Annotated in this window: 14 protein-coding genes; 2 read left to right on the top strand and 12 right to left on the bottom strand. The window is 34.6% G+C overall.

Features of this window, described 5'->3' with window-relative positions; all coding sequences use genetic code 11:
* Positions 1-256 precede the first annotated feature (256 nt).
* The 12 genes from KHA90_RS23180 to KHA90_RS23125 all read right to left on the bottom strand — a co-directional run bounded on the left by KHA90_RS23180 (position 257) and on the right by KHA90_RS23125 (position 13,365).
* Positions 257-1,018, bottom strand: coding sequence for a phosphatase PAP2 family protein (locus KHA90_RS23180; RefSeq protein ID WP_213307465.1), 762 nt, complete (start codon positions 1,016-1,018; stop codon positions 257-259).
* A gap of 145 nt (positions 1,019-1,163) precedes the next feature.
* On the bottom strand, positions 1,164-1,463 hold the full coding sequence (locus tag KHA90_RS23175) for a type II toxin-antitoxin system RelE/ParE family toxin (RefSeq protein ID WP_213307462.1): 300 nt from the start codon (positions 1,461-1,463) through the stop codon (positions 1,164-1,166).
* Positions 1,445-1,681: a hypothetical protein gene (locus KHA90_RS23170; RefSeq protein WP_213307459.1), complete on the bottom strand. Its 237-nt coding sequence runs from the start codon at positions 1,679-1,681 to the stop codon at positions 1,445-1,447. The genes KHA90_RS23175 and KHA90_RS23170 overlap by 19 nt, the downstream gene beginning before the upstream one ends.
* A 57-nt stretch (positions 1,682-1,738) precedes the next feature.
* Entirely contained in the window at positions 1,739-3,460 is a 1,722-nt protein-coding gene (locus KHA90_RS23165; RefSeq protein WP_213307456.1) for a sensor histidine kinase, read from the bottom strand.
* Between the two features lie 102 nt (positions 3,461-3,562).
* Entirely contained in the window at positions 3,563-4,684 is a 1,122-nt protein-coding gene (locus tag KHA90_RS23160; protein ID WP_213307453.1) for a sensor protein KdpD, read from the bottom strand.
* Positions 4,685-4,768: 84 nt separating this feature from the next.
* The gene (locus tag KHA90_RS23155; RefSeq protein ID WP_213307450.1) at positions 4,769-5,845 is read right to left on the bottom strand and encodes a porin; all 1,077 of its coding nucleotides are present in this window, start codon (positions 5,843-5,845) and stop codon (positions 4,769-4,771) included.
* A 455-nt stretch (positions 5,846-6,300) separates the two neighbouring features.
* The gene (locus tag KHA90_RS23150) at positions 6,301-6,864 is read right to left on the bottom strand and encodes a K(+)-transporting ATPase subunit C (RefSeq protein ID WP_213307447.1); all 564 of its coding nucleotides are present in this window, start codon (positions 6,862-6,864) and stop codon (positions 6,301-6,303) included.
* A gap of 90 nt (positions 6,865-6,954) precedes the next feature.
* Entirely contained in the window at positions 6,955-8,988 is a 2,034-nt protein-coding gene (kdpB, locus tag KHA90_RS23145) for a potassium-transporting ATPase subunit KdpB (RefSeq protein ID WP_213307444.1), read from the bottom strand.
* Between the two features lie 201 nt (positions 8,989-9,189).
* Positions 9,190-10,911, bottom strand: coding sequence for a potassium-transporting ATPase subunit KdpA (kdpA, locus tag KHA90_RS23140; RefSeq protein WP_213307429.1), 1,722 nt, complete (start codon positions 10,909-10,911; stop codon positions 9,190-9,192).
* A gap of 90 nt (positions 10,912-11,001) precedes the next feature.
* Positions 11,002-11,079, bottom strand: coding sequence for a K(+)-transporting ATPase subunit F (gene kdpF / locus KHA90_RS23135; protein ID WP_072975519.1), 78 nt, complete (start codon positions 11,077-11,079; stop codon positions 11,002-11,004).
* A gap of 177 nt (positions 11,080-11,256) precedes the next feature.
* Positions 11,257-11,538 (bottom strand): DUF7674 family protein, encoded by a 282-nt coding sequence (locus KHA90_RS23130; protein WP_213307426.1) that lies wholly within the window; start codon positions 11,536-11,538, stop codon positions 11,257-11,259.
* Between the two features lie 483 nt (positions 11,539-12,021).
* On the bottom strand, positions 12,022-13,365 hold the full coding sequence (locus tag KHA90_RS23125) for a sigma-54-dependent transcriptional regulator (RefSeq protein ID WP_213307423.1): 1,344 nt from the start codon (positions 13,363-13,365) through the stop codon (positions 12,022-12,024).
* Positions 13,366-13,553: 188 nt separating this feature from the next.
* Here KHA90_RS23125 and KHA90_RS23120 point away from each other — a divergent pair, with 188 nt between their 5' ends.
* Complete coding sequence (locus tag KHA90_RS23120; RefSeq protein ID WP_213307410.1) at positions 13,554-14,792, top strand: polysaccharide deacetylase family protein; 1,239 nt, start codon at positions 13,554-13,556, stop codon at positions 14,790-14,792.
* A gap of 93 nt (positions 14,793-14,885) precedes the next feature.
* On the top strand, positions 14,886-15,893 hold the full coding sequence (locus tag KHA90_RS23115) for an LLM class flavin-dependent oxidoreductase (RefSeq protein ID WP_213307394.1): 1,008 nt from the start codon (positions 14,886-14,888) through the stop codon (positions 15,891-15,893).
* Positions 15,894-16,185: the final 292 nt, after the last annotated feature.

Here is a 16,185-nt window from a genome sequence, read left to right as displayed (position 1 = left end):
TCTATAAAATTACTTAACCGTTTAATCAGGAAAGTAATTAGAAAAATCTGTTTTTATCAGCGTTTTCGCTTTAGCGAATCAGTAAAATCAGCGTCTAATTTTAACGCGGATAAAACAGATTTACTTCGTAAAAACGCGGATAAAAACGGATTTGATCGGCAATAATTTTATTTTTTAAAAGCTTAACTTAATGACATTGCCCGATAGCTATCGGGAGTAGCTTTAAATAAGCTTTGTGCCTTTGTGGCAAAAAAAACTAAAATACCTTCACAAAACCCAACCCGTATTGCTGCCCATTATAAAAAGGCATTATCATAGAAGTTGAATTACTTTCAGAAGATGATTTGAATAGTTTTTTTGTGATATACGGATTCATCCAATACGCCAGTTTGGTACTCAAAATTCCTATTCCGGCTCCGGCAGCAACATCCGTTAACCAATGGCGGTTGTTGTAAATTCTAAATAATCCGGTTCCGGTTGCTACGGCATAACCGGCAATTCCGTACCAAATAGATTTATCTTTATATTCCTGCCACAAAAACTCAGCTCCGGCAAAAGCAGTTGCGGTATGTCCTGAAGGGAAAGAGTTGTTTGAACTCCCGTCTGGACGTTCTTCATGCACAATCGACTTTAAACCTAAAACGGTGGAAGCCATTATAACATACGAAGTCACAAAAATAACCGAACGATCCCGCATATTATTCTTGCCTTTTACGCCAAAAGCATTCAAAGCATAAACAGATGCCGCAGGCGCATATTGCGAGAAGTCATCAATGGTGATTTTCTCATCAATATCTTCAGTGACTTCATTTTTGATTTGATGATTAAAGTTTAAGAGTTGATCACTTTTAATTCCAATTACTCCATATCCAATCAATGCAGTGGGAATAATCAATTGTTTATAATTGAATTTTAAATGATTTGATGTGCTGTCAATTTTTGTTATTGAGTCGTTTTGTTGTGCATTTGCATTCAAAAAAAACAATAAAAATACCAGAGAAATCGCTTTGTAAAACATCTTTCGTTATTGTTAGAAGTTGCAATAATAACGAATGTTTGATCTGACTATTTTGGACTTAATTGAACCTTAAGCTAATATTAATTACTTGGTTTTAAATGAGATGGTTTGATTAAGATTGACTAAATATTACAGGATAAAATTACTATTTTATCTTTCTCTTCTCTATGTTTTGTCGATTGTCCCAAAAAGATAATATTTCTATTTGATCTGCATTGATTTCATAAAAAATCAAATAGACTTTCATGGGAATAACACGAGTAATTTTATTCGAAGTAAGTCTGCCTATAAATTCATTTGCTGAAAGAGTTTCTAGCAAATCCTCTACTTCTTCAAGAATTTTTAAACTGTAATCTGAGTTTTCGTTTCTAAAAACATAAAACTCTAGAACATTAGAAAATTCAAGTTTGGCGAGTTCTGACCAAATTATTTCTTTTTTAGCCATTCTTTCATCTCTGAAATTACATCTTCATTTTTGTGAAACTTACCATTTTTTATTTGATTTCGACTTGTTTCAATAGAAGATTGCTGTTCAAGATTTAATTCATATAAAGCTTGTTCAGAAGAATCAAAAATAGTCTGAAGAGCTTTTAAAAAATTCATGTCTTTAGAATCTCTAATTCTGGAGATTAAATTCTCTTTTATTTGCGCCGTCATATCCATATCAAATTCTTTTATTACTCAAAATTAAAGATTTATTTTCAAAATAATATAAATAATTTACACTTTCAACGAAAACCAAAAAGTACTTCCCAATCCTAAATTACTTTCAACACCAATAATACCATTTTGTGCTTCAATAAATTCTTTGCTTATTGCTAAACCCAATCCGGTTCCTGATTTTTGACTTCCCGGGATCTGGAAATATTTATCAAAAACTTTGTCTTTGTATCTTGCGTCAATTCCTTTTCCGGTATCGATCACCTGAAATACAATCTGATTATTTTCATTTTTTAATTTGATGATAATCGTGCTTTTTTCAGAAGAATACGTAATGGCATTCGAGAGATAATTAATTAAAACCCAGCCTGTTTTTTCGCTGTCGGCTTTTACATCTTGCAGATTTTCATCGGCATCAATAATTAATTTAATTTGTTTTTGATCGGCTTGAACCTTTACAGCTTCGGTAGCATAATTTACAATCGCATATGGATTACTTTTTTCGATATTCAACTGAATATTTCCGGTTTCTAATTGAGACAAATTGAGCAATTCGCCTGTGATTTTCAATAATCTTTGACTATCATCTTTAATACTTTCAACCAATTGTTTTTGGTCATCATTCATTTCACCAGTTTTGGTATTTTGAAGTAATTGAAGACTCAGTTTTATAGAAGCAATTGGTGTTTTTAATTCGTGTGAAACGGTTGCGATAAAATTGGTTTTCGCAAAATCCAGTTCTTTAAATAAAGTAATATTTCGCAGAATAATCACATCGCCAATATTGATTTCTTTTTCTTCTCCCGTTGGAGTTATCGTAATATTGATCGTTTCCTTATCAAAATAACTTTCTTTTCCATGAGCAAAAATTTTCATCGGTTGCTTTTTCTGAGAATCAGTTGCTAATTCTTTCAAGATTAACGAGCGGATCAAATCATTCGATAAAGCCAAAGTAGAAGCCGATTTCCCGATAACATCTTCAGATTTCATTCCGATAATTTTTAGGGCTTCATCATTTGCAAACAAAACCACTCCTTCATTATCTAACCCAATAATAGGATCGTGCATATTATTGATCAGGGTTTCCAGTCGTTTTTTCTCGAAGAATAATTTGTATAAGTTACTATTATTGTATTCCTGAAGTTTTTGCGCCATCGTATTAAAGGATTTTGCCAGATCACCATATTCATTATGATTGGTAAAATGCACGCGTTCCGAATAATTCTTATTCGCAATTTCCTTAATACTCTGAGTCAATTCTTTAATTGGGTTGGCAATATTATTGGGTAAATTTACCAGTAAATTAAAGGCGATTAAAAAACACAAAGTTCCCACAATGGCAATCCATAAATTAGCCGTTTCGGCAGTATGTTTGGCGATATCACTTTTCTGCTTTATGGCATCGAGATTGAGTTTCATAATTGCAAAAATATCCTGTCTGATTTGCGTTTTAAGAGTTTCATTCGAACCATTTTTTTCTAAAAAGGCAAAGCTTTTTTCAAGATTAGCGGTAGCTTCTTTTTCTCCGGGTTCAGTAACATTTTGCGTCTGTTTCTCCAGATATTCTTTAAAAGTATGAATCTTATCGTCGTTACGGATCTTGATTTCATCCAAAGACAAAATCATATTTCTCGAATATTCCAGCGTATTATAATTCGCTTTCAGAATATTTTCAGTGTCTGCTTTTATCAAAAAAACAGAATATCCACTTACTAATGAAAGTATGATAATCATTAAAAATAACAACCCAACTCCCAGATTCAATTTAGTTTTAATTCTCATGACGTTTATTTAAAAACAAGTTTTTTATATATGAACCATTAAGTTATTAAGTCGCATAAAGTCAAAGCTTAATCTTTCTTAATCTCTTAATGGTAAAAAAAATTACGATAAAATAACAAGGTCTACATTCGATAAAGACAGACTGTTTAACAATCGTCTGAAAATCGTTGTAGACAAAATTACTTTAAATAAATTCAAATGCGGTTTTCCGATGCACACAGTTGTAATATGTTTTTCTTCCACCGCGATCAAAATAGCATCTGCAATATTTTTGTTCTCTAATTTAATAACCTCTGCGCCCAATTGCACCGCCAGTTTAAAGTTATTAATTAAATGACGTTGCTTGTCCAATGCGATTTTGGTACTGCTTTCTTTAGGCGTTTCTACATACAAAACATACCAGCTTCCATTATAATAACTTGCCAAACGAGCTGCTTTTCGAATCACGATTTTAGCTGTTTTATCGTTACTACTAATACAAGCCAGTAATTTTTCATGTCTTAAGGCATGTAAATTAGGCACTTCACTTTCAACTTTTCGTACCACTTGACTAGCTACTTCTTTCAAAGCCAATTCACGCAATTGTAAAATTTGGTCAGATTTAAAGAAGTTCTTCAAAGCTGTCTGAATTTTATCAGCCGTATAAATTTTCCCTTCTTTCAAACGTGCAATCAAATCTTCAGCTGTCAAATCGATATTCACGACTTCATCTGCCAATCTCAAAACATTATCCGGAATGCGTTCCTGAACATCAACGTTTGTAATACGTTTTACATCTTCATTTAAACTCTCGATATGTTGAATATTCACTGCTGAAATTACGTTGATTCCCGCTTCCAGAATTTCGAGAACATCCTGCCAGCGTTTTTCGTTTTTGCTTCCTTCAACATTCGTGTGCGCCAATTCATCAACAATTACAACTTCAGGTCTAAGATTGATAATTGCTTGCACATCAAGTTCTTCGAGCTCTTTCCCTTTATAGAAAATGGTTCGCCGCGGAATAACGGGCAAACCAGATAAAAGTTCATGCGTTTCCTTTCGCATATGCGTTTCGATGTAACCAATTTTCACATCAATTCCGTTTTTCAACAGCGAATGTGCTTCCTGTAACATCCGATACGTTTTGCCCACACCGGCGCTCATCCCAATGTAGACTTTAAACTTTCCTTTTCGTGATTTCTGAATTAAATCGAGAAAGTGCTGTGCGTTATTTTTCTGTTCCATAAAAATATGCTTTAAGCAATAAGCTTTAGGCTTTAGGCAGGATCGCGTTTTAAAAGCTTACCGCCTAAAGCCTATAGCTTAAAGCTAGAATGAAATCGCCAACGAAGTCGTTACAAACGCATTCGTATCCGTTGGAAGATTGTCTTTTGTAAATATTTCATCTTTACTAGAAAGATTTCTTGCTTCTAATCTAAACATTACATTATCAGTAACTAAGTAATCAAAGTTAGCTGAAAATCCGTAAGTTTTAAAACCATTTGGAGTTCCTGTTGTAATAATAACCCCTTTTTCATCACTATAATATTCGCCACGAGCCGCAAGCTGAATTTTATCAGTTGGTTTGTATTGCAAAATCAAAACTGGCGAAAACCAAGTGTCGTATTTATTACTATTTTTAGCCGCTTGTTGCGATCCAACATCAAAACCAGCCGTAACATTTGTTTTATCTGTTACTTTAAATTGCCCATAGAAATTATTAAAATAACGCCATTTCTTGTCAATATCCGGTTGTTCATTTCCAACATAAGTACTCCAGTTCAAAACCACTTTATCCGATGGTTTGTAAGTAACCTGCGTTCCAAAAGCAGGCGTTTGATTGCCTTTTACTTTCTCAATACGTTGCCAGCCATTCAAATACATTCCGGCCAAATACCATTTTCCAGATTCTGATGTGTAACCAATTTTAACTCCTGTTTCATAATACGGAGAGTTCTCCGCCAAAATGCTTCGGGTTAACGTCTGGCAATCTTTTCCAATTGCACTTTCAAAACCAATGTGCGCTGGCATAATTCCCGCATCAATCCATAAATTATGGCTTTGCGAAATCTTCACACCCACATTTGCCTCATAAATATTTTTCAATAAACCTTGTTCAGCCGCCATATTGTATTCGGCATAAGTTCCTGCCATTAAAGCAAAATTTCCACGAATATTATCTTTCGAATAATTCACTTTTGCCAAACCCAAATTGATATTTACTTCATTACTTTTATTATAATTGTAAAAAAAGCTTGGACGTGTATGATCTTCTGGTTTTCCAAAATCATAACTATAATAAGTTTCTACATATCCCGAAAACGTAAATGGATTTTTTGTTTCTTCTTGTGCATGCAAATTGCTAAAACCGAAAGCGATCAAAGCGGTAAGTATAATTTTTTTCATTTTTTTAATGTGGTATTTTATTAGTAGATTTTACATCCAGTTTGTCAATTCCGACGAAGGAGGAATCTCCGCACAGAAATACACAATCCGAATAAGTTTTTTTAGGAGCTATTTCCCGCTATCCGTTTCAATCTTTTATGCCGAACCCCGGCACAAAAGGATTTCCACTACTATCGGGGCTAGGCCTTTTGGGGTAAAAAAGGGCTTTTAGTTTTTTTTCCTGCAAGGTTTCCAAAACCTTGTAGGTATGAATTTTAAGATTTAGTGTGTCATTTCGACGAAGGAGAAATCACATAAAGTAGGTAACCGCAATGTGTATCAGCAAATGTGCTCAACTAGTGTGATTTCTCCTTCGTCGAAATGACATAAAAGATGTATAAAAACATTCGAGAATCACACCTACAAGGTTTTGAAAACCTTGCAGGAGAAAACTTAGAACCTTAGCGACTCAAAACCTAAGAACCTTTCTTAGAAAGTTCATCTAAAGCCACATTCAATTCCAACACATTCACTGTTGGAGTTCCCATAACTTTTGGAGTATCAATTTTAGATTCAACCAAAGCTTTTACTTTATCTTCAGAAAGTTTTCTTTCTTTGGCAACACGTTTTACCTGAATCAAAGCACCTTGAGGAGAAATATTCGGATCTAAACCACTACCTGAAGCCGTAACCATATCTGATGGAATCTCCGATTTTTTTAAATAAGGATGAACAACTAAAAACGTGTCAATTCTTTTTTGAACCAAAGCCAAATATTCAGCATTACTTGGTCCTTTATTGCTTCCGGCACTTCCAGCCGCGTTATAATCAACAGCCGAAGGTCTTCCCCAGAAATAATTCGACTTATCAAATTTCTGACCTATTTTTTGGTATCCAACCACTTTTCCGTTAACCAGAATAGTTTCTCCTTTTCCGTGATTAGGAGCAAATTGTGCAATTCCGTAAATCGCAAGGGGATAAATAACTGCAAACAGAATTACGGTAAGCAGTGTAAATTTTAATAGTGAAAATATTTTCATTGTGTTTGTTTTTAAAGGTTCTAAGGGACTAAGGAGCTAAGTTTCTGAGGTTTTTTTCTTAGTACCTTAGAAACTTAGCATCTTAGAACCTTAAATAAAGAAGGTAACGATCAAATCAATTAATTTAATTCCGATAAAAGGGACAATCAATCCACCTAAACCATAAATCAAAAGGTTTCTTTTTAAGATGGCACTTGCACCGATTGGTTTATAATCAACACCTCTCAATGCTAATGGAATCAATATCGGAATGATGATTGCATTAAAAATTACCGCTGATAAAATAGCACTTTCAGGGCTGTGTAAACGCATGATATTCAATCCTTCAAGCGCAGGAATCGCAGTAATAAAAAGAGCAGGAACAATAGCAAAATATTTCGCAACGTCATTTGCAATAGAAAAAGTAGTTAAAGTTCCGCGAGTCATTAAAAGCTGTTTTCCAATTTCGATAATCTCAATAAGTTTTGTTGGGTCATTATCAAGATCGACCATGTTTCCGGCTTCTTTCGCAGCCTGAGTTCCGCTGTTCATCGCAACACCCACATTCGCTTGCGCAAGGGCAGGAGCATCGTTCGTTCCGTCACCCATCATGGCAACCAGTTTACCCAGGTTTTGCTCATTTTTGATGTAGTTCATTTTATCCTCAGGTTTCGCTTCGGCAATAAAATCATCAACACCTGCAGCTTCGGCAATAAATTTCGCCGTAAGCGGATTATCTCCGGTAACCATCACCGTTTTTACACCCATTTTTCGCAAACGGTCAAAACGTTCTTTCATTCCCGTTTTAATGATATCCTGCAATTCGATAACACCTTGAACCTGATTGTTTTTAATTACAACTAGAGGCGTTCCACCTTTAGACGAAATATCAATTACTTTTTGTGCAGTATCTTCAGGGAAAGCATTTCCGGCCTGAAGTGAAATGTTTTTTGCAGCATCCTGAGCACCTTTTCTAATATTGGTTCCGTCTTTTAAAATAACTCCGGAAGTTCTGGTTTCAGCGGTAAATTTGATTAAAGTAGCACCTTCAATAGATAATTTATTGGCAGTTTCGGCTCCTGCCAGTTCCACGATACTTTTCCCTTCCGGAGTGTCATCTGCCAATGAACTTAACACAGCAGATTTTATAAAATCTTCCTGAGAAACGCCTTTTGCAGGATAAAAATTAGTTGCTTTTCTGTTTCCAATCGTGATTGTTCCGGTTTTATCCAAAAGCAATACATCAATATCTCCTGCAGTTTCAACCGCTTTTCCTGATTTTGTGATCACATTGGCACGCAACGCTCTGTCCATTCCTGCAATACCAATTGCTGATAACAAACCACCAATTGTCGTTGGAATTAAACAAACGAACAAGGCGATGAAAGCAGCAATTGTGATAGGTGCTTTCGCATAATCTGCGAATGGTTTTAGGGTAACACAAACAATCACGAAGATTAGCGTAAATGCTGCCAACAAAATAGTTAAAGCAATTTCGTTTGGTGTTTTCTGACGGCTTGCACCTTCAACCAAAGCAATCATTTTATCCAGAAAGCTTTCACCAGGTTCAGAGGTTACGATTACTTTAATTTTATCAGACAGTACTTTTGTTCCTCCGGTTACAGATGATTTATCACCACCAGCTTCCCGAATTACTGGAGCACTTTCTCCTGTAATAGCACTTTCGTCGATAGTAGCCAAACCTTCGATAATTTCACCATCGGTTGCAATTAAATCTCCGGCTTCACAAACGAAAATATCTCCTTTTTTCAATTCAGATGAACTGATGTTTTTGATATCTCCGTTAGGTAAAATTTGTCTGGCAGGAGTTTCTTCACGTGTTTTTCTTAAACTATCCGCTTGTGCTTTTCCTCTGGCTTCGGCAATAGCCTCAGCAAAATTGGCAAACAAAAGCGTTGCTAATAAGATTAAAAACACTATTAAGTTATAGATAAAACTACCCTGATCTGTTGCTCCCATTAAAATGGAAACACAAACAGCAAGCATAATGGCAGTTCCTATTTCAACGGTAAACATTACCGGATTTTTGATCATCATTTTTGGATTCAGCTTCACAAAAGATTGCACTAAGGCTTCTTTTACCTGTTTGCTTTCAAACAACGATGTGGATTTATTAGTTGTCATTTTTTGAATTTTATTTATTAAGCTGATAATTTTTTAAACACATAGAGACATAGGTCTTACTTTGAGGTAAAGGCATTTTATTTGACATATAAACACATAGCTATGTGTAAAAACTAGTTTTTTAGAATATACTTTTTATTGATTTTTTATTTCTATGTTTCTATGTGTTTGAAAAATGTTCAGCATTAGAAAAATGAATTGTTATTTTAGTGTAAAGTACTCCGCTAAAGGTCCAAGTGCCAACGCTGGGAAGAATGATAAAGCAGCAATAATCGCGATTACGGCAAAAACCATAATTCCAAAAATAGAAGTGTCAGTTTTTAAAGTTCCTGCACTTTCAGGGATGTATTTTTTATTTGCCAATAATCCTGCAATTGCCAATGGTCCAACGATAGGAATGAAACGGCTTAATAACAACACAATTCCTGTAGTGATATTCCAAAACGGATTGTTATCTCCCAAACCTTCAAAACCAGAACCGTTATTGGCAGCACTCGAAGTATATTCGTATAACATTTCAGAGAAACCGTGATGTCCTGGATTGTTTAACCAGCCTGTTGCATTTCCGCTAAACCAATAACCCATTGCAGTATCGTTTGCAGCAAAATATGATGCTAAAGCAGTACCTGATAATATTAATAAAGGGTGAAGAATTGCAATAAAAGCAGCAATTTTAACTTCCCGTGCTTCGATTTTCTTACCTAAGAATTCTGGTGTTCGACCCACCATTAATCCGGAAATAAATACAGCCAGAATAATGAAAATATAGAAGTTCAGAATACCAACACCGCAACCACCATAAAACGCATTGACCATCATGGCAAGCAATTCCATAGCACCGGAAACCGGCATTGAACTATCGTGCATACTATTTACAGAACCTGTAGAAATTACGGTTGTTGCAATACTCCAGAATCCTGAAATCGCTGGTCCAAACCGAACCTCTTTTCCTTCCATAGCACCGGTTGCTTGCGAGATGCCCATTTTTTCGATAGCAGGATTTCCGTTAACTTCACTTATAACCGTTGGGATAACGAGTAATAAGAATCCAACCGTCATAACTCCAAAAATTACGTATGAAAATTTCTTTTTCTTTAGATAAAAACCTAAAGCAAAAATCATAGCAAACGGAATAATTAATTGAGACCATAATTCAACCGCATTGGTAAAATAAGTAGGATTCTCTAATGGATGAGCTGAGTTGGCTCCAAAAAAACCACCACCGTTTGTGCCTAAGTGTTTTATTGCAATGAATGCTGCAGCGGGTCCACGAGAAACTTCTACGTGATCGCCTTGTAAAGTGGTAATAGCATCTTTACTATCAAAATCCATTGGTGTACCGCTAAATGCTAAAATTGTAGCAACAATAATTGAAAGTGGTAATAAAATACGAGTACAACTTTTGATGAAATAATTATAAAAATTACCCAGTTTATCAGTAGTTCTTTCTTTCATTGCATTAAAAATGATTGCTGCAGAGGCCATACCGACTCCAGCAGAAACAAATTGCAAGAACATTAAGAACATTTGTGATAGGTAAGAAACTCCGCTTTCGCCTGAATAATGCTGTAAATTACAATTTACGACAAACGAAATGGCAGTATTAAACGCCAAATCCGGGCTCATTGATGGATTGTTATCAGGATTTAAAAACAACGATCCTTGAAACAGTAAAATAAAAAAGCAAAGAAAGAACCAAATCATGTTGATACTTAAAAGTGCTTTTAAGTGTTGTTTCCAGTTCATTTCTTCAGTGGAATTAATACCGCTGATTTTAAAAATAAATTTTTCAATTGGATTGAAAATCGGATCAAACAATGTTTTATCACCCAAATAAACTTTAGCAATATATTTTCCTATTGGAATGGCTAAAACTATCGAAACGATAAAAATACTGATGATGCCTAGTAATTCTGTGTTCATAATTTTGAGATTATTTTTGTTGTGAGATGTGATTTGTAAAAGGAGACTGACGCATAACATCTAACATCTCACTTATAACTTTTTACATCATTAAAATTTTTCGGGTTTGATTAATACATAAACCAAATAGCCAAAAACGGCGATGGAAATAATAAATAGTGCAGTCATGATTTAGATTTTTTCAAAAAATTCAACTGATTTAAAACAAATTGCAAAAAGCACAACGGCTAATGCGATTAAAAGAAAAGTGATTAACATAGGAGATTATTTTAGATTTTAGTCCCGATAGCTATCGGGATAGATTTTAGGACGATTAACCAAATAAACAGTTTAACCGATTAAACTTTACACGCCTGAAGTATTAATTTGTTTTATATATTCCGCTTTAAGCGTTTGAGGAAAAAGGTGAGAAATATTGCAGTGACGCACTTCCATAAAAGAAGAAACTGAAAAAATATACACATTAGAAATGGCGTTTTTAGTTTCGATACTTCCTGTAATAAATAAACGTTCAGCAAGAGCCAAACATTTTTTTGCACGAACGATATTACCGGAAATAATAGATTTTTTGGTAATGTCGGCAAAACGTTCCGCTTGTTTGTAGATTGAAGTGACTTGATTTTTCATGAGAATGAATTTTTATGTTCTTCCCACTTATGCCAAAAGTCAGACCGAAAAAAGGTAGTAATAGATAAAGTGTTGTCAATAAAGGCGTTGAGGTTTCGTGCCAAAAATTAAGCATAAAAAAAGCCTATCAAAATGATAAGCTTTTATTGAAATGATAGGATGTTTAATTAAAAATCAGGAATTAAAATTAAAAATAAATATTGCGTTTCTCATTCCAGTCCCAGCGGTACGCTATATTTATAGAAAATACAAGGTTAGTTGATAAAATCCCATCGGGGTAACATATTTTAGTTTTAAAAAGAAAATTAGGATATCGCTCCACTGGAGCTTTAATCAGAAATCAGGTTAATTAGCTATAAATGTAGCGCTCCTCCGGAGCTTTTTAATTTTAAATTTGAAATTTCATTACCATTGAAACATTTGCCATTGCCATTGGAATTTGGAATTTATCCCGATAGCTATCGGGATTGGAATTTATTTTTATTATTGTATACTATATTCCTCCAGTTTTCGGTACAAAGTCGCAATACCAATTTCAAGTAATCTTGCCGTTTCGGCTTTATTGCCTTTGGTATAATTTAAAACCTTCTGAATATGCAATTTTTCAACACTTTGCATAGAAAAAGCCGACATCGATTTGGTTGCTTTTTCTGGTTGATGCTGCATTTCATAAGGTAAAACATCAGTGGTTAAAGTATCGCCATTACTCAGAATAACAGATCTTTCGATAATATTTTTAAGTTCACGAATATTTCCCGGCCAGGAATAATTTTCTAATTTCTGAAGAAAATCATCTGAAATATTCAAGATTTTTTTATTCGTTTTTTCAGAGAATTGTTGAACAAAATATTGAGTAATTGGAACAATATCTTTTATTCTTTCTCTTAGGGGAGGAAGTTTGATTTCAAAAATATTCAAACGAAAATATAGATCCGAACGAAAACGATGTTCTTCACTTTCTGTTTTTAAATCTCTGTTGGTTGCAGCAATTAATCTAAAATTTGATTTTTTAGGAGTTGTATCACCAATCGGAATGTATTCGCTGGTTTCTAAAACACGTAATAATTTGGCTTGCAGTTCAATTGGCATTTCTCCAATTTCATCCAAGAATAAAGTTCCGCCATTTGCCTCTTCAATAAAACCTTTTTTATCTTTTAAAGCTCCGGTAAAAGCTCCTTGTTTATGACCAAAAAGCTCGCTTTCCAGAATTTCTTTGCTGAAAGTACTGCAGTTTAAAGCCACAAAAGATTTACCAACCCGATTACTGTTTTCATGAATTGCTTGTGCAAAAACTTCTTTTCCGGTTCCTGTTTCTCCGGTAAGCAAAACGGTCGAATCGGTTACGGCAACTTTTTTGGCAAGATCAATAACCTGCTCGATTCCTTTTGATTTTCCGATGATGGTATTGAAAGAATATTTATCACCAATACGTTTTTCGAGTTGTTTTACCTTTTTCTGCAAATGTGCTTTTTCAACGGCCTTGTATAAAAGTGGAATAATTTTGTCGTTATCATCACCTTTTACAATATAATCAAAAGCGCCGTTTTTCATCGCCTGAACGCCATCCGGAATATTCCCGAAAGCGGTTAGTAAAATAACTTCGATCAACGGAAAACTTCCTTTTATGTTTTGCAGAAAATCAACGCCATTTCCGTCAGGTAATTTTACATCACATAAAACGACATCAATATCCGTTTGTTCCAGTTTCTTAAAACCCGATTTTAAATCCTTAGCTTCAAAAACTTCAAAACCTTCTGATTTTATAATGCGTGCCAACAGACTTCTCAGTTTTTCTTCGTCGTCTATAATTAAAATTTTATGTGTCATTTGAGGAAAAGTCTTGAATCAAAATTGATTTTTTAACTACAAATTTAGGTTTAAAATCAGTTCTCTTTTTTGATTTATCGGAAATTATTTCAAAAATAATCAAATACAAAAATCATTCGTTAGTTATTTCTAAGAATGAATTTAGCAAAAGAACCGTATCTTTAAAAACTCTAAATAAGTTATTTCAAATGAAAATACCACAATTCAGAATAAAACCATTTTTACTCGCAATACTTCTTATTATTAATGGAGTATTTCTTTGTTCAGCAAATGCTTTAAATAAAACAATCGATCCTCCAAAATCGAAATTTATCTCATTTAAAATCAAATTAAAATCAGCTGAAAAAGTAAAAATTGAAGCAGCATCTTTAAAATTCAATAAACATTTAGCTTACAGTTTTACATTAGATGATGGTTATCGATCGGCTTATTTAACCGCTTTTCCTTTGTTGAACGGAGGGAAAATTAGTCCAAAGAATATTAATGAATGGAAAAACGATCAGGGTGGAGATGGAACAAACTCAAAAGGACTTTTTTATTCAGATGGATTAGGAAATAAAATCCCGTTCAAATTAGGTTTGGCGATTAATGGCGCAACAATTGGGGATTTTTCGGCATATCGAGGGCATCTTTCTTGGGCTGAGGTAAAAGAAATGTACGATACAGGGTGGGATATTTTGAATCACGGTTTACATCACGCAACCAAACACGGAACCAACTTCCTGACCGAAGTGACTGAAAATACAACTTCAATAAAGCAAAACTTAGGATTTACAATGTCGCAATTTGTGGTTCCTGGCGGAGAAAGCGATCCTGGATATCAATTAGAATACGAAAGAGACGCACTGGCGAATGGTTCTTTTTCTGTAGCTTCATATAAAGGTCGTGGACCAGTAATTAATGTAAATGAAAAAGTGAATCTGGATAAGATGATTTATGCCAGAACTTTTGTTCAAAGCTCAAAAGATACCATTGGTTTTAAAACTATGGATCGTTTTCTGGCAACATTTGATTCAGTTGCAAAATTACCCAACCCAATTTGGTACAACGAATTCACCCACGGAGTAGGGAATGGAAATCTTTGGAATTTAAGTATGCGTTTTCCTGATTTTAAATATTATATGACGGCGATTGCAAACAAATATGGTTCAAAAGGAAATGATTTCATCTGGATGGCACCATGGCAGGAAGTCTATGAGTATATTTGGTTGAGAGATAGAATTAAAATCAATTACCAACAGAAAGACAAAGAAGTTATTGTTACAGTTGAGGTTCCTGAAATTCAGGAAACATTTAGATATCGAGCCATTTCACTTACTATTGAAACACCTTCAAAATTCGAAATAGAATCAAAAGAATCCAATTTTGCGATTTCCAGCGATGGTAAAATCAATCATAAACTAATTAATATCAAACTGAATGAATAACATTTGTAGCTACAAATATTATAATTCTATTAACACGAAAGAATTTAAGCTTTGTTGTAAATGAATTAATTTTGCATAAAAGCTACATTATATATGAAAGACCCAATTTCAATCTCGATATTAGAATTAGCTATCATCACACAAGATAGCAACGCACCCGAAACATTTCAAAAAACAAAAGAAATAGCCCAACTCGCAGACAACTTAAGTTACAATCGCTTTTGGCTCGCTGAACATCACAATATGGCACACGTTGCAAGTACTGCAACAGTAGTTTTAATTGGTTATATCGCCAGCCAGACTCAAAATATCCGAGTAGGTTCAGGCGGAATCATGTTGCCCAATCATTCTCCTTTAATAGTAGCAGAACAATTCGGTACATTAGAAACACTTTACCCAAATAGAATCGATTTAGGATTAGGCAGAGCGCCAGGAACAGATCAGCCCACAGCCGAAGCCATTAGAAAAGACTTTTTTGACCAAGCACAACGCTTTCCTCAAAACGTTACTAAGCTTCAGGATTACTTTTCTGCCGAAAATGCAACTGCAAAAGTAAGGGCGTTTCCAGCCGAAGGCACCAATGTTCCAATCTGGATTCTGGGTTCGAGTACAGAAAGTGCTGCACTTGCCGCAGCTTATGGATTACCTTATGCATTCGCCGGACATTTTGCACCACGCCAAATGATTCAGGCTTTTGAGTTCTACCGCGAAAATTTTCAGCCTTCAGAATTTTTACATAAACCCAAAACAATGGCTTGCGTCAATATCATTGCAGCCGACACAAATGAAGAAGCCGAAAGACTATCTACAAGTTTGTACCAGATGTTTTTAAACTTAATTCGAGGTGATCGTAAAGGCTTGCAACCGCCTGTAGATTCGCTGGATGATATAATGAGCGAAGAAGAACGTTTTCATGTCAATCAAATGACCGCATGTACATTCACAGGAAACAAAGAGCAACTCATAACAGATCTTAAGAAATTCATTAATTATTCTAAAGTAGATGAGCTAATGGCAACAGGTCCAATTTTCGACCATCAGGCTAAACTCAAAAGCATCCACATTACAAAAGAAGTAATCGATAGTATAAACACTATATAAGGACACTTTTCTTTTACCTATTATATTAAGGTATGATTTTCGATCACCTACAACCCGACAGTTTTGAAAACCTGTCGGGTTTATTTTTGCTACCTATATATAAGGAGAGATTTTGCCGGAAGTTATCATAATTTGATTAGAAGTTTTGAATTTTAAATAAGTGTCAGGAGCTATTTCCCGCTATGCGTTGCAATCTTTTGCTTTTTAAAGAAAAAAGCAAAAGGATTTCCACTTCTATCGGGGCTAGGGGAGCGGTTTCCAAAAGAACATTTGACATAAAAGAGAAATAAAA

It is taken from the genome of Flavobacterium psychroterrae, assembly GCF_018380615.1.
Taxonomy (GTDB): Bacteria; Bacteroidota; Bacteroidia; order Flavobacteriales; family Flavobacteriaceae; genus Flavobacterium; species Flavobacterium psychroterrae.
Note: the sequence above shows the minus strand (reverse complement) of the source record. Positions and strands in the feature narration are given on the sequence as shown.

Coding starts and splice junctions, on each gene's coding strand:
- KHA90_RS23180 (WP_213307465.1), bottom strand. CDS start 1,018: ATGTTTTACAAAGCGATTTCTCTGGTATTTTTATTGTTTTTTTTGAAT.
- KHA90_RS23175 (WP_213307462.1), bottom strand. CDS start 1,463: ATGGCTAAAAAAGAAATAATTTGGTCAGAACTCGCCAAACTTGAATTT.
- KHA90_RS23170 (WP_213307459.1), bottom strand. CDS start 1,681: ATGGATATGACGGCGCAAATAAAAGAGAATTTAATCTCCAGAATTAGA.
- KHA90_RS23165 (WP_213307456.1), bottom strand. CDS start 3,460: ATGAGAATTAAAACTAAATTGAATCTGGGAGTTGGGTTGTTATTTTTA.
- KHA90_RS23160 (WP_213307453.1), bottom strand. CDS start 4,684: ATGGAACAGAAAAATAACGCACAGCACTTTCTCGATTTAATTCAGAAA.
- KHA90_RS23155 (WP_213307450.1), bottom strand. CDS start 5,845: ATGAAAAAAATTATACTTACCGCTTTGATCGCTTTCGGTTTTAGCAAT.
- KHA90_RS23150 (WP_213307447.1), bottom strand. CDS start 6,864: ATGAAAATATTTTCACTATTAAAATTTACACTGCTTACCGTAATTCTG.
- kdpB (WP_213307444.1), bottom strand. CDS start 8,988: ATGACAACTAATAAATCCACATCGTTGTTTGAAAGCAAACAGGTAAAA.
- kdpA (WP_213307429.1), bottom strand. CDS start 10,911: ATGAACACAGAATTACTAGGCATCATCAGTATTTTTATCGTTTCGATA.
- kdpF (WP_072975519.1), bottom strand. CDS start 11,079: ATGACTGCACTATTTATTATTTCCATCGCCGTTTTTGGCTATTTGGTT.
- KHA90_RS23130 (WP_213307426.1), bottom strand. CDS start 11,538: ATGAAAAATCAAGTCACTTCAATCTACAAACAAGCGGAACGTTTTGCC.
- KHA90_RS23125 (WP_213307423.1), bottom strand. CDS start 13,365: ATGACACATAAAATTTTAATTATAGACGACGAAGAAAAACTGAGAAGT.
- KHA90_RS23120 (WP_213307410.1), top strand. CDS start 13,554: ATGAAAATACCACAATTCAGAATAAAACCATTTTTACTCGCAATACTT.
- KHA90_RS23115 (WP_213307394.1), top strand. CDS start 14,886: ATGAAAGACCCAATTTCAATCTCGATATTAGAATTAGCTATCATCACA.